General features: G+C 73.0%; 16 protein-coding genes. 10 read left to right on the top strand and 6 right to left on the bottom strand.

Going from position 1 to position 12,607, the window contains the following annotated elements; translation table 11 throughout:
- Window positions 1-19: 19 nt before the first annotated feature.
- The gene (locus ACFVSN_RS06785; protein ID WP_387594436.1) at window positions 20-526 is read right to left on the bottom strand and encodes a hypothetical protein; all 507 of its coding nucleotides are present in this window, start codon (window positions 524-526) and stop codon (window positions 20-22) included.
- A 327-nt stretch (window positions 527-853) separates the two neighbouring features.
- Here ACFVSN_RS06785 and ACFVSN_RS06780 point away from each other — a divergent pair, with 327 nt between their 5' ends.
- Window positions 854-1,057 (top strand): hypothetical protein, encoded by a 204-nt coding sequence (locus tag ACFVSN_RS06780; RefSeq protein WP_387594438.1) that lies wholly within the window; start codon window positions 854-856, stop codon window positions 1,055-1,057.
- Between the two features lie 219 nt (window positions 1,058-1,276).
- Window positions 1,277-1,969, top strand: a complete 693-nt coding sequence (locus tag ACFVSN_RS06775; protein ID WP_387594440.1) for a hypothetical protein — start codon at window positions 1,277-1,279, stop codon at window positions 1,967-1,969.
- A gap of 122 nt (window positions 1,970-2,091) precedes the next feature.
- On the opposite strand, the gene ACFVSN_RS06770 is transcribed toward ACFVSN_RS06775, so the two are convergent.
- Window positions 2,092-2,688, bottom strand: coding sequence for a TetR/AcrR family transcriptional regulator (locus ACFVSN_RS06770; protein ID WP_387594442.1), 597 nt, complete (start codon window positions 2,686-2,688; stop codon window positions 2,092-2,094).
- Window positions 2,689-2,859: 171 nt separating this feature from the next.
- Between ACFVSN_RS06770 and ACFVSN_RS06765 the strand changes: the two genes are divergently transcribed.
- Complete coding sequence (locus ACFVSN_RS06765) at window positions 2,860-3,732, top strand: alpha/beta fold hydrolase (RefSeq protein WP_387594444.1); 873 nt, start codon at window positions 2,860-2,862, stop codon at window positions 3,730-3,732.
- Window positions 3,733-3,791: 59 nt separating this feature from the next.
- Here ACFVSN_RS06765 and ACFVSN_RS06760 read toward each other — a convergent pair whose 3' ends face one another.
- Entirely contained in the window at window positions 3,792-4,241 is a 450-nt protein-coding gene (locus ACFVSN_RS06760; protein ID WP_387591455.1) for a hypothetical protein, read from the bottom strand.
- Between the two features lie 151 nt (window positions 4,242-4,392).
- Between ACFVSN_RS06760 and ACFVSN_RS06755 the strand changes: the two genes are divergently transcribed.
- The 7 genes from ACFVSN_RS06755 (at window position 4,393) to ACFVSN_RS06725 (ending at window position 10,213) form a co-directional block, all read left to right on the top strand.
- Entirely contained in the window at window positions 4,393-5,052 is a 660-nt protein-coding gene (locus ACFVSN_RS06755) for a sigma-70 family RNA polymerase sigma factor (RefSeq protein ID WP_387591458.1), read from the top strand.
- Between the two features lie 90 nt (window positions 5,053-5,142).
- Complete coding sequence (locus tag ACFVSN_RS06750) at window positions 5,143-5,874, top strand: YoaK family protein (protein WP_387591461.1); 732 nt, start codon at window positions 5,143-5,145, stop codon at window positions 5,872-5,874.
- Between the two features lie 208 nt (window positions 5,875-6,082).
- A complete protein-coding gene (locus ACFVSN_RS06745; protein WP_387591464.1) occupies window positions 6,083-6,484 on the top strand; it encodes a CU044_2847 family protein in 402 nt (133 codons plus the stop codon).
- Between the two features lie 63 nt (window positions 6,485-6,547).
- Window positions 6,548-7,411 (top strand): trypsin-like peptidase domain-containing protein, encoded by an 864-nt coding sequence (locus tag ACFVSN_RS06740; RefSeq protein ID WP_387954199.1) that lies wholly within the window; start codon window positions 6,548-6,550, stop codon window positions 7,409-7,411.
- A 10-nt stretch (window positions 7,412-7,421) separates the two neighbouring features.
- The gene (locus ACFVSN_RS06735; protein WP_387953811.1) at window positions 7,422-8,378 is read left to right on the top strand and encodes a hypothetical protein; all 957 of its coding nucleotides are present in this window, start codon (window positions 7,422-7,424) and stop codon (window positions 8,376-8,378) included.
- Window positions 8,379-8,413: 35 nt separating this feature from the next.
- Window positions 8,414-9,274: a substrate-binding periplasmic protein gene (locus tag ACFVSN_RS06730; RefSeq protein ID WP_387591472.1), complete on the top strand. Its 861-nt coding sequence runs from the start codon at window positions 8,414-8,416 to the stop codon at window positions 9,272-9,274.
- 93 nt (window positions 9,275-9,367) lie between these two features.
- Window positions 9,368-10,213, top strand: coding sequence for an SAM-dependent methyltransferase (locus ACFVSN_RS06725; RefSeq protein ID WP_387591475.1), 846 nt, complete (start codon window positions 9,368-9,370; stop codon window positions 10,211-10,213).
- 66 nt (window positions 10,214-10,279) lie between these two features.
- Here ACFVSN_RS06725 and ACFVSN_RS06720 read toward each other — a convergent pair whose 3' ends face one another.
- The 3 genes from ACFVSN_RS06720 to ACFVSN_RS06710 all read right to left on the bottom strand — a co-directional run bounded on the left by ACFVSN_RS06720 (window position 10,280) and on the right by ACFVSN_RS06710 (window position 12,561).
- On the bottom strand, window positions 10,280-11,260 hold the full coding sequence (locus tag ACFVSN_RS06720) for a hypothetical protein (protein WP_387591477.1): 981 nt from the start codon (window positions 11,258-11,260) through the stop codon (window positions 10,280-10,282).
- A 114-nt stretch (window positions 11,261-11,374) separates the two neighbouring features.
- Complete coding sequence (locus ACFVSN_RS06715; protein ID WP_387953810.1) at window positions 11,375-11,581, bottom strand: hypothetical protein; 207 nt, start codon at window positions 11,579-11,581, stop codon at window positions 11,375-11,377.
- A gap of 137 nt (window positions 11,582-11,718) precedes the next feature.
- On the bottom strand, window positions 11,719-12,561 hold the full coding sequence (locus ACFVSN_RS06710) for a LysR family transcriptional regulator (RefSeq protein ID WP_387591481.1): 843 nt from the start codon (window positions 12,559-12,561) through the stop codon (window positions 11,719-11,721).
- Window positions 12,562-12,607 lie beyond the last annotated feature (46 nt).

Here is a 12,607-nt window from a genome sequence, read left to right as displayed (position 1 = left end):
GCCGTCGGCGCTTCCGTGGTCAGTTCTCCAGGCTGACAGCCTCGTTGAGGGTGTGCACGCGTTCGGTGGCCCCGGGGTCGGCGCCGATCTCCGGGGCCCGCGCGATCAGGAGGTCCAGGAGCGCGAGGGCCGAGGCACGTTCGCGCTGGGAGAGGGTGTCGGTGCCGGGGGCCGCGTTGGCGGCGTCGGTGACGGCGCGGTGGAGGCGGCGGACCCGTTCCGTCACCTCGGCGTCGCGGCTGAGCGGGCCGGTCCGGGCCATCAGCCGGTCGAGCACGGCGTCGATCTGCGAGGGCCCGCCGGGAGCGCTCCGGTGGCCGGTGCCGGTGTCGGTGCTGATGCCTGCGCGACCCCTGGACCCGTCGCGGGACGGGAAGGCGGCGATCTCCGCGACGAGCACCCGGATGCGGTCGACGGTCGCGGGGTGGTGGGCGATGGTCGCGGCGTGCTCGTCGAGGAGCGTGCGCAGCGCGGTGATGGTTTCCGGCGCGCTCATGCCGTCGGCGACGGTGGGCAGCGGGGTCATCGGGGACTCCTGGGGGTCTGGCCGGGGCGGCCGCCGGTGGGACGCGGCGGGCCCGCAGTCGGGTGTGCGGGACCGGACGCGCTCGCCGCACGCCCCCATGCTCGGTCGGCGGGCCTCCCGCTGTCCTGCGGGACCCGTCGCACGGGTGACCCGGCCCGGCGGGTCCTGTGGAAACACCGTGCCCCGGACGGCGGCCGCTCGTGCCCGTTCGACGAACCGTCCAGGCCACTACCGCGCCCGCCTGGCCGGTATTCGACCGGTTACTCCGCGTCGCCGCCGGGGAAGATCGACCAAGTCCGATCCGCGCATGACAGAAGGAGCCCGTCCATGGCCGACGACCAGCCCACCGAGACCACCGCCGACGAGCCCGAAGCCGGCGAGCCCGAAGCCGGCGAGACCGCCGCCGCCGAGACCGCCGCCAAGCCGACAGCCGTCAAGGCCGCCCAGCCGGTCGGCCATCAGAAGCTCGAGGTCAAGCACATCCAGGGACAGGTCATCACCCACACGATCGTCAAGCCCCTGCCGGAGTGACAGGCCGAGGCGTGACCGCCCCGGCGCCTGGCGGCTGACCGGCACGCGACTACGCGGGGAAGCCGGGCGCACCGTGCGGTCACTGGGCCGCCCTTCACGGCAAGGGCGGCCCAGATCGCTGTCCGCGGCCGGCCCCGCAGGGCGCCGCGGTTCTTCGATCTCGGTGCTGCTTGCTGCGCTGCGTGTTTGACACTTCATCAGATGCAAGGAGTTCCTGTGGTGAATACCAAGGTCCCGATCGCCGCCGTGGTGGCCGTCGCCGCCGCGCTCGTGCTGGGCGGCGGCACGCAGGCCGTCGCCCGGCCCCAGGCCGGGACGGGCGCGGCGGCCTGCGCGGGGTGGACGAAGGTGGAGGCGGTCTCCTACCTGAGCCACGCCGACGGCAGCTACCGCCGGGCCCAGGGCACGGTCCGGAGCGTCGCGAAGGACACCTGTCTCATCGAGCTGGACGAGAACAAGTACGCCCCCGGCTGGTACACCGGATGGGACGGTTACTGGAGCATCGCCAAGGAGAACGACAAGGGCGCGGTGTACAAGCAGTTCGCCAAGGCGGTGGTCAGGAGGGGCGAGGGCGGCTACGTGGAGTCCTACCTCGTGGACCTGGACCAGCTGCGCGACGTCGCGGAGAACGTGAACTGCGACGCGAGGGTCACCAAGGACCTCGCGGACGCCTGGCGGGCGGACATCCGCGTCTACGGCGAGCCGAACCGCCAGCGGACCGACTGGATCCGGACCTGGAACGAGGTCGGCGGCTTCACCAACCTGGGCAGCCGGTGGCGCAAGGACCAGTGCGTCAAGCTCACCGGCAGCGCGACCAAGTGGGACGGCCACATCTTCTACGAGACCCCGCAGGGCCAGGGCGGCCACTACGACTGGGTCCGCGACGACGCGGTCAACCTCCAGCGCAAGTAGCCCGCGTCATCTCCCGGTGCCCGCCCGCACCGCACGCAGGTCGGAGCAGGTTTCTCGGCGAACCGCCCGCTGGGAAACCTGCTCCGGGCGGGCGCAGGGTTCACCACGCCGGTTGAAACGCCCTAGCCGAAGAGCCGGTCCAGGTGCTCGTCCAGGACGGCGAGCGCGTCGGCCTCGCGGTAGACGCCGAAGAGGACGGGCCAGCGCAGGCCCTCGACGACGGTGTGGAGGGCGCGGGCGGCGTGGTCGGGGTCGAGGTCGGCGGGGAGCTCGCCGCGCTCCTGGCCGAGCCTCAGCTGCTGGGCGAGGAAGCCGGTGGCGCCCTCGTACACCATCGTCACGACGTCGCGCACGGACGGGTCGACGGCGCCGCGCGCGAGGATGGCCGCGCCCATCCGGGCGCCGTCGCGGCTCTGCTCGTCCAGCGGGAGCAGCTCGACCAGCAGCCGGCGGAGCAGTTCCCGCACGGTGGTGGGCATCCGGTCGCCGGCGAAGAGGCGGGCGAAGCGCGCGGTGAGCAGCTCGTGGTTGTACTCGATGGCGAAGCGCAGCATCTCGTCCTTGGTGGCGAAGTAGTGCTGCACCGCGCCCATCGAGACGCCGGCCTCGGCGGCGACGTCGCGCAGGCTGACGCCCTCCAGGCCGCGGGTGGTGATGATCCGCAGCAGGGCGGCGGCGATGTGGCGGCGGCGTTCCTCGCGGTCGACCTGCTTGGGCATGGGCGGCGGCTCTCCCGTGACGATCCGTCTGGTGGTCGGGTACTGCGGCGGTCCGGCAGTCCGGCAGTGGCGCAGTGGCGCAGTTTGGCAATGCGGGTGCATTGCCAAGCATACGCGGCGGCTTTTACCATGCGAGTGCATGGTGAAAATCGGCGAGGCGAGGGGGCCCCGATGGTCGTGTCAGTCCCGTACGAGCGCGCGGTGGCGAGGAACGGCGAGGTGGAGATCGCCTACGAGGCGTTCGGCGAACCGGACGGGCGGCCGCTGCTGCTGATCGCCGGCCTGGACGGCCAGATGCTGTGGTGGTGGACGGACTTCTGCCGCCTGCTCGCCGGGCGGGGCTACCGGGTGGTGCGCTACGACCACCGCGACAGCGGCCTGTCCACGCACTTCACCGGGCACCGCGGCACCGCGTACACCGCCGTCGACATGGCCGGGGACGCGCTCGCCGTCCTGGACGCGCTCGGCTGGCGCGACGCCCACCTCTGCGGCGCGTCCATGGGCGCCGGGCTCGGCCAGTACCTCGCGGCGACCGCGCCCGAACGGGTGCGCACGCTGACCTCCATGCTGTCGATCCCGGTCGACCGGCCGGCGAGCGCCCTCGCGTACATCCACCTGCTGCGCCCGTTCAAGCTGGCGTTCCGCCGGTACGGGGACGACCGGGCGAGCCAGATCCGCCGGACCGTGGACGTGCTGCGGCTGACCTACCCGGACGGGGCCCGCTTCCCCGAGGAACAGGCCCGCGCGGTGGCCGCCGAGTGCCACGCCCGTCACCCGCACGATCCGACGGCCCGCCGCCGCCAGCTCGCCGCCTCGCGTGCCGTCCGCTTCCCGGCCCCGGGCCTGGCCGGGATCGCCGCGCCCACCCTGGTGATCCACGGGGAGGACGACCCGTTGGTCCGTCCGGCCGGAGGACGGGCGGTGGCGGCGCGGATCCCGGGCGCCCGGTTCGTCGGCTACCCGGGGATGGGGCACAACCTGCCGGAGGAGCGGTGGACGGACATCGCCGACGAGCTTGACCGGCTGACGGCCGGTAGCCGGTAGCCGGTGGCCGGCGGCGGCCCGCGGAGGCACGGGGGTCCTCCGCGGGCCGCCGCGGCGCGTCAGTCCGTGAGCTCGAACCGCGCGGCGATCTCCTCGATGAGCGGCAGGTGCTCGTCCCAGGTCGCGCTGCCCATGCCGAGGATGAAGGCGGCGTTGCCGCGCACGGCGAAGTACTCCCGGGTGCGGTAGATGACGGCGCCGCTGCCGTGCCGGGTGAGGAAGTCCAGCGCGACGCCTTGGCGTCCGCCGAACCGGGCCTCGGTGCGCGTGAAGTCGCCGTAGCCGTGGGCCTCCAGTTTCTCCTGGGCGACGTCCGCGACCTTTTCGGCGGTCATGCCCCGGGCCGGGACTTTGAAGACGATCAGGTTCCGGCCGGGCCCGCCGGTGGCCCGCAGGATCTCCGGACCGTTCGCCGGGACGGGCGGCATCGCCTCCCAGCCGGCCGGGACGTGCAGGACGGCGCCGTACGGGACGATGGCCAGGGGCTTCCAAGCAGTGGTGTCGGACATGGTGCGGGCCTCTCGGGTCGGTGCGGTTCTCGCGTCGCCGGAGGTGATACCGGGAAACCGCGGCGCTGCGAACCTCGCATTCGGCGTGCCGCCCGGTATCGGTAACCCGGTGACAGCAGGACGTGGGCCCGACCCGGGGAGACGGAGCACGATGAGCAACCACGAGGTGCGGGAGCGGCTCGTCACCGCGCACGGTCACCTGGTCGAGCGGGAGGTCGCCCGCTACCGCACCTGGCACCTCGACCGCGCGGACCTCCGCCAGTCCGGCATCCTCGGCCTGCTGATCGCCGCCCACCGCTTCGACCCGGACCGCGGCGCACCCTTCGGGGCGTACGCGCACACGTGGGTGCGGAAGGAGATCCAGCGGGCGATCGCGCAGCAGGAGTTCCCGGCCGTCGTCCCCGCCGACCTGGTCGGCCGGACGGTGGCACTGCGCGGCGCCCTCCGGGACAACGCCGACGACCTCGGCCTGGCGGCGGCGGCACTCGGCATCTCGCCGGGCACGGTGGCCGCGCTCCACCGGCAGCTGCGCACGGTCGCGCCGGAGGAGGACGAGGAACCGCCGGCACCCGGCCTCGGCCTCACCGATCCCGAACGCTCGGCCGTGGAACGGGACTTCGCGACCGTCGCCCGCAAGGCCCTGGCACGCCTCGACCGGCGCGAGGCCGACGCGCTCGTCCTGCGCTACGGCCTGGACGGCGAGCCGGAGCGCTCGTTCCGCGAGGTCGGCCGGGCCCTGGGCGTCTCCGGCCACACCGCGAGGGCGCTCGTCACCCGGGCCCAAACGGAGCTCCGACGGCTCCTCGACTGACGCCGGGCGGGACCGGACCGCCAGTCCCGGGCGTCCCCCGAAGGAGCCGCACGGACGGCGCACCCGCGACGGCCGGGGCAGGCTGGCCGCATGAGGGTCGCTCCGGGGCGCGGTGAGGCGCTCATCGCCGGCGTCATGTTCGCCCTGACCATGGTGGCCGGCGCGGTGGACGCGATCACCTACCTCGGGCTCGGGCACGTCTTCGCCGCGCTCGCCACCGGGAACGTGCTGCTGCTCGGCTTCGGGGTGGCGGGTACGGCGGGGACGCCGCTCGCCGCGCCGGCGGCGGCGCTGGGGGCGTTCACGGCCGGGGTGCTGCTGGCCGATCGCGTGATCGTGGGCCGGCTCCGCGAGGGCCGGCGCTGGTTCGTGTCCATGCTGGGCGCCGAGGCCGCGCTCATCGCCGCCGCCGGGGCCTGCACCATCGCCGCCGACGGCGCCGAGCGGCTGCCCACGCACGGGGTGGGCCTCCTCGTCCCGGTCCTGGCGGTCGCGATGGGCTGGCACAGCCGGATCATGGACCAGGCGCGGATCCCGGACATGCCGACGACGGTCCTGCAGACGGCCCTGGTGAAGGCGATCGTGGACACCCTCGCGTTCCGCCCGGCCGTACGGGCGGTGCCCCGGCTGACCCGGATGCGCCGGGTGGCGACGGTGGCGGGCATCCTGCTCGGCGGCGTCGGCGGGACGCTGCTGCTGCGGCTCGGGGCCGGTCCCGGGCTGCTCGCCGTGGCCGGCTTCGAGGCGGCGGTCGTGGCGCTGTACTCGCGTGCTCCCCGCCTCCGGCCCGCCGACGGTGACGTTCCGACGGCGACGGGCTGAGGACTCCTGCCCTGCCCGGGCCGCTCCGTTCGTCCGCGGTAACGATCCGGTGACGGGTGTGCACGGTGCGTGCAGGCGAGGATAGTTGGATGCGCTAATCTGACTAGCCGCCACCGGACCTGACGCCTCATCAGTCACATGTCTGATCGGACGCGACCGGACCAGGCGCATGTGCACCGCAATTCGACCTCCTAGGGACGTGACGTGCATGGCTGACCCCACCGGCTCCGCGGGCTCCACCGGTTCCACCCCCGAGACGATCGAGGTCCACCTCGGCGACGGCACGACCGTCTACGCCGCCGTCCGCGACCCCCGGACGGGACGCGACGACCGGACGGGAAGCGACTCCGGTGACGCCGGCGCCGTCTCCACCGCCGTGCGGCACACCTTCGACCAGGTGCGCGAGACCGTCCAGGCCGTCGGCCAGTGGGCCAAGGACACCGCGGTGAAGTGCGGCGACCCGTCCTCGTTCGAGGTGGAGTTCGGGGTGACGCTCTCCGTCCAGGCCGGGCGGCTGATCGGCGTGCTGGCCGAGGCGGGCGGCGAGGCGAGTCTGAACGTCCGGCTCACCTGGGACCGCGCCGGCTCCGGCACCCCCACCGCCGCGTAGGGCGGCCCGCGTGGTCCTGAGAGCCGGCGGCCCGCACGACCCCGCCACGGCGCCACGACCTTCCTGGGCAGCGGCTTCTTCGTCGCCCCCGGACTCGTCGTGACCTGCGCCCACGTCGTCCACGGACGCCGGCCGGTCACGGTGCACGGCGCGCTCGGCGCGGAGGAAGTCCTCTCCGTCGACCTGTGGCCGCCCGACCGGCCCGCCGGCAGCGCCTACTACCCCGCGCCCGACCTCGCCGTGCTGCGCACACCCGTCCGCGAGGGGCGGCCGGTCGCCGTCCTCGCCGCGATGGAGGCACCGGCCGGAACGGAGCTCTCCGCGCACGGCTTCACCACGGCCACCCCGGCGGACGGCGTGCAGCCGGACACCGCTCGGCTGACGGTGGCCGGGCTGTCGGGCGGCTTCGTCCGGCTCGTGAACGGGTGGATCCGGAAGGGGCTCAGCGGGAGCATGGTGGTCGCTCCGGGCAGCGGGCAGGTGGTCGGTGTGGTCAAGGGGACCGAGGACGACGGCGACCCGGTGGGTGGGTGGATGACCCCGGTCGGGCAGCTGCGCGCCCTGCTGGACCTGCCGACGGCTGCTGCGTGCCCGGCTGCCGCGAACCGCATGGCGGGCCGCCAGGAGTGGGCCGACGCGCTGTTCCGAATACCGGCGCTGGACGACGAGCGGGTGCGCCACGACCTCGTCCGCCGGATCAACGACACACTCCCCGCCGAGCAGGGCATCCGCCCACGCGGCGACTCGCTAGCCCTGCCCCACCTGGAACTGATCGCCGGCGCCTGCCTGGACAACCTCGCCCCCTGCGACGCGCTCCGCGCCCTGGTCGGGGCGGTCCGACGGCTGGCCGGCGGGCACCGGGCGGTGGGCGACCTGGAGCTCCTGCTCGCGACGAGCTGCGGAGGGGGCACACATGCGGCAGCTTGACGAGCGCGCGGTGCACGTCCTGGCGGCGGCCTTGAAGGAGATCCCGCTGCTGGAGAACGGGGACCGGCGCGCCGATCTGGTGCACAGCATCCGGGAGGCACCCGGGGTCGTGGAGTTCGAGGTCACGTTCGACAATGCGACGCACACGCACCTCACCCGGATCACCCGGTCGTGCATCCGGCACAGCAACGCGCCCGCCGCCCGGCAGGCGCTCTACGAGGAGGCACGGCGTCTCGCCGGCGGCCAACGAGCGGTCTCCTGGCTGCGGTTCTTCAACGCCGTGCTCGATTCGCGGCACCCGGACGGCTTCAAGGAATGGCTGCTGGACAACGGCGGTCTGCTGCTGGCGCAGGGCTGGGGGAGCAGCACGGCGCCCGGGGTACCCGACCCGCTGAGCGAGTTCACGTGGCTGGTGGTCGGCGGGTCGGAGGCGCAGGTCCGGGAATTCTGCGGTTCCATTCCCGGCCTTCCGAGCTCCGTCACGATCGCCATTCCGACGCCCCACGGCGACGAACCGGAGCCCCGGGAGCCGAAAGCGCGGAGCCGCCGCAGGTGGTGGTCGGCCGGCGGCGTCGGCGCGGTCGTTCTCGCGGTGGTGGTCTGGGCGATCGTCTCGGCGGGCGGCGACCGGCCGGCGGTGCCGGTGTCGGTGCGCTGGAACGGTGAGGAGCTCTCATGGAGCGTTGATGGCACGTCCACCCTCTCCACCAAGGTAAATGTTCCCGCCGGCCGCACGCGCGTGGAGATCCCGCTGAACCTGAGCGACAAGAACCCGGACAGCGGCGAGTGTCATGAGACGACCGTGGAGATGACGATCGGCGGCTGGAAGTCGGGCCCCCGGAAGCCGGGCTCGGTGGTGCGGGCGAATGTGCCCGCGAACCAGTCGAGCGTGGACCTGGAACTGACTCTGAGCCCGACGGGCTGCACGTTGTTGGTCAACATCCACACCGTCGACTTCAAGGACTGAAGGGCTTCGCCGTGATCGCCGGACACCGTTTGCGCATGCTCGCCGTGACCGCCGCCGCAGTCCTGCCGCTCGCGCTCGCCGCCTGCTCCTCCGGACCGGAACGGCCGGCGCCGTTCGATCGGACGGTCCGGGTCGGGTTCAAGACGGCGGCCCCCGGCATGTCCGTCCAGGACCCCAACGGCATCTTCCAGGGCTTCGAACCGAGGCTGGTGGCCAAGGTGCTGGGCGACGCGGGCGTGCCCTACTCCTCCGTCCCGCTCTCCGCGCAGACGTGGCAGGACGCCCTGCTGGACGGCAACACCAACCACAACGGCGCCGACGTCGTCGTGGCGGACATCTCCGACACCGCCGAGCGCGAGCAGAACTTCGACCTCGCCGGCCCGTACCTGAAGACGCCGCTCGGCGCCCTCACCCTGGCCGCGCACCCGGTCGCGGTGCAGCGTCAGGAGGACCTGACCCCGCTGCGGGTCTGCACGATCGCGAAGACCACCGCCCGCGCGCTGATCGACAACGAGGTCAAGCCCAAGGTGTCGGTCGACGCCCTCTTCCCCGACGACTGCCTGAAGGCGCTGAACGACGGCACCGCGGACGTCTTCGTCTCCGACTACCTCGTCCTTCGCGGCATGGCCGTCAACGTCAAGGTGAACGGCCAGGCCCCGTACGCGATGGCGGACGGCCGGTTCGGCAAGGTGCAGACGCTGGTCGCCGCGCTGCCCCCGGGGCACACCTCGGCCTGCCAGTGGCTGCGGGGGCGGCTCGACGCGTACGTCAAGAGCCAGGCGTGGGCGACGGAGCTGCGCAGCAACTTCGCCTTCGGCCCCGACGTGTCGGACGACAACCTGCGCCAGGACTTCCAGCCGCTGATCAGCGCCTCGGACAACCTCTGCGCGAAATGACCGGGACGGTCCGCCGGTTCGTCCACGAGTGATCTTCCAACTCACGTACAGTGACGGGGAGGTGGCGGAACGGTGCGAGGAGGGTGCGGCGGCATGGCCGAGGAGAGCATCGCGGACGCGGTGGAGACGGTGCGGCGGTACTACGGGAGCAGCGAGGTCGACGGGTTCTACTCCGCCGTGTGGGGCGGGGAGAACATCCACACCGGCATCTACCTCGACGCCCACGAGCCGGTCGGGACGGCGTCCCGGCGGACGTGCGAACGGGCGGCGGCGAAGGTCGCGCACCGGCTGCGGACCCCGGGGGTCACGGTGCTGGACCTCGGCTCCGGGTACGGCGGGCCGACCCGTTTCCTGGCCGGGACGTTCGGCTGCCGGGTGACGGCGCTCAACATCAGCGAGCCGCAGAACGAGCGCCACCGCCGCACGAACGCGGAGCGCGGGCTCGACGGACTGATCGAGGTCGTGACCGGCTCGTTCCAGGACATCCCGTTCCCCGACGGGCACTTCGACGTCGTGTGGTCGCAGGAGGCGTTCTGCCACAGCCCCGACCGCGACCGCCTGCTGAGCGAGGCGGCCCGCGTCCTGCGGCCGGACGGCGACCTCGTGTTCACCGACGTCATGGCGGCGGACGGCGTCGCGCCCGAGTCGCTGTACGAGGTGGTGGCGCGCCTCCAGGTGGAGAGCCTCGCCACCCCGGGCTACTACGAGAAGCGGCTGCCCGAAGTCGGCCTGAGCGGCGTGGACTTCGACGACCGCAGCGAGCAGCTCCTCACGCACTACGTCCGGCTGGAGGAGGAGACCCGCCGCCAGGCCGACGCCCTGCGCGACCTCGTCGGCCCGGTGTACCTGGAGGGCCTGCTGGAGAACCTCCCCCTGTGGGTGGCCGCCTGCCGAGCGGGCCGCCTGAGCTGGGGCATCTTCCACGCCGGCCGCGACTGACCGCCCGGGCCCGCGGCCGGCCCCGGTGCGGGGACCGGCCGTGGGCGTCGGGGCCTCGGCGACGTGTCAGTGCTCGTCGTCGAGGTGGATGGCCAGGATGTTCGGGGTCGTCTTCGTGAAGTAGGCGCCGTTGGCCACGTAGGCGGTGCCGTCGTGGATCACCAGGGAGGTGGGGTTCTGCAGGCCGTCGTCCTTGCGGACGACGGTGTAGGTGTGGTCGGGGTGGATCCCGGGGTGGACGCGGACCACCTCGTTGCTGCCGTTGAGCGCGGCCAGGAGCTCGTCGCCGTGGCCGGTGAAGGCGAAGTCGTCGACGGTGGACAGGTTGTCCGCCCGGACCTCGGGCCGCCCGGACCGGCCGTCCCGCAGGATCGGGATCCGCACGATCGTGCCATTGACGGAGTTCGAGACCCAGACCGCGTGGTGGTGGAGCTTCAGGCCGTTGGCGCCGAAGCCCTTGGCCGCGAGCAGGGCGTCGTCCGAGAAGACGGTCGGGGTCCCGCCGGTGGTGGGCACCGTCCAGACCCGGCCGAGGGCGCTGTCGCTGATGTAGAGCAGGCCGCTGCGCCCGTCCAGCGCGATGCTGTTGGGCAGACTGTTGTTGGGGAGCTGGGCGACCTGCTCGGGGGTCGTCGTGTGCGGTCGCAGCCGCCAGACGCCGGTCTGGTCCGTGTCGCCGTTCGCGTACAGGAAGAACAGGGTGCCGTCCTGGGCCCGGACCAGGCCCATGGTGACCGGGTGGCCCACGAGCGGCGTGCCGCCCCCGGTGCCGTCCGGCACGGGCATCTGCACCAGGATCCGCACCCGGCCGTCGGTGCCGACCCGGGCCACCTGCTGGGCGAGCGAGAGCGTCACGTCGAAGGAGCCGTCGGGCTCCTGGACGATGTTCTCCGGCGTCTGCTTCAGCTGGTCGCCGTAGGTGAAGCAGGCCACGACGTCGGGCGAGCCGCAGTCCGTCGCCGCCGCGGAGGCGGGCGCGGCCGCGAACGTCGCGAAGGCTCCGGCGGCCAGGGCGAGAGTGGCCGCCCTTGTCGTCAACTTCTTCAAAGCATCCCCCTGAGACGTGCGGTGACCATGTGTCAGGCCACCAGACTCATACGATGATGCTCAAAGTAGCAGCCGTGACTGATGGGAAAGCCGGGAAGGAGCTTTCCTCGCCTGTCAGGAAGCGGGCGGCGCGGGAGGGTAGTTGACGACGTCGCAGGGCGGGGCGACCTCGTCGTCGCTCTGATGTCCGTGGACGCTGCTCGGCCCCGCATGCTCGGAGGCCCCGTCGGCGGAGCCCGGGGTCGTCATGACACCGGCCGCGCCCAGGGCCGCGAACGTGATGGACGCGGCGGAGACGCCCCGTTGCCAGGGAAATCTCAATACCCCTCCTGCGGGTCGCACCGGTCGGGCCACCTCGACTCGGCTTCGGTGGAGCACAAACCGTACTGCCCGCCCCTGGGACCTCGGGTATTCCGGTCCGTTGATCCCTCGATCGGATGATTCCGCGTTCGAGCGGTTCAGGCGGATTCCCGGCCCGCCGCCGCCACGGCGGCAGCGCGGCGCAGCGCCGTCGTGGCGATGGACAGGAACTCCGGTACGGGGTCCGCCTGCGCGCCCTCCGGGACCGCCAGGCAGGTTTCCACCGGCGAGGAGTCGGTGACGGGCAGGTAGCGCAGGTCGGGCCGGGAGTAGGAGCCGGTGATGCTCAGGGGGACGAGGGCGATGCCCTGGCCGGAGGCGATGAGTTCGAACTTCTCGTCCAGGGAGGAGCTCCGCCGCGTCCGGGCGTCGAGGACCGGTTCGCCGGCGAGGTCGGCGGTGGTGAGGCTGGTGCGGTCGGCGAGCGGGTGGGTCGCGGGCAGGCAGGCGACCTTGGTCTCGCGGCCGATCGGGACGGTCCGCAGACCGGTGGCGTCGAAGGGGTGGCGCAGGTAGCCGACGTGCGCGCGGCCGTCGCGCAGCGGCGCGTCCTGTTCCCACCAGCGCAGCGGGAGGACGTCGACCGTCACGTCCGGGTGGCGCGCGCTGAACTCCCGTATCGCCTCGGACACGTGCAGGCCGGGGGAGAAGGCGACGACGAGCCGCCGTTCGCCCCGCGCGGCCTCCTGGACGCGCCGGACGGCGGTGTCCACCGCCGTCGTGATCCGCCGCGCCTCCTCGTACAGCTGCCGCCCGGCCGCCGTCAGCTCGACGCTGCGCGTGGTCCGGGTGAACAGTTCGCAGCCCAACTCCTGCTCGAAAGCCCGGATCTGCCGGCTGAGGACCGGCTGGGTGATGAACAGCTCCCGGGCCGCCCGGCCGAACTGCCCGTGCTCGGCGACCGCGGTGAAGTAGCGGAGTTTGCGCAGATCCAGGTCCATCTCCGCACGCTATCAATGCACTCCCTGCACCGATGCCCGCGCGGCA

It is taken from the genome of Kitasatospora sp. NPDC057904 (assembly GCF_042887925.1).
Classification (GTDB): domain Bacteria; phylum Actinomycetota; class Actinomycetes; order Streptomycetales; family Streptomycetaceae; genus Kitasatospora.
Note: the sequence above shows the minus strand (reverse complement) of the source record. Positions and strands in the feature narration are given on the sequence as shown.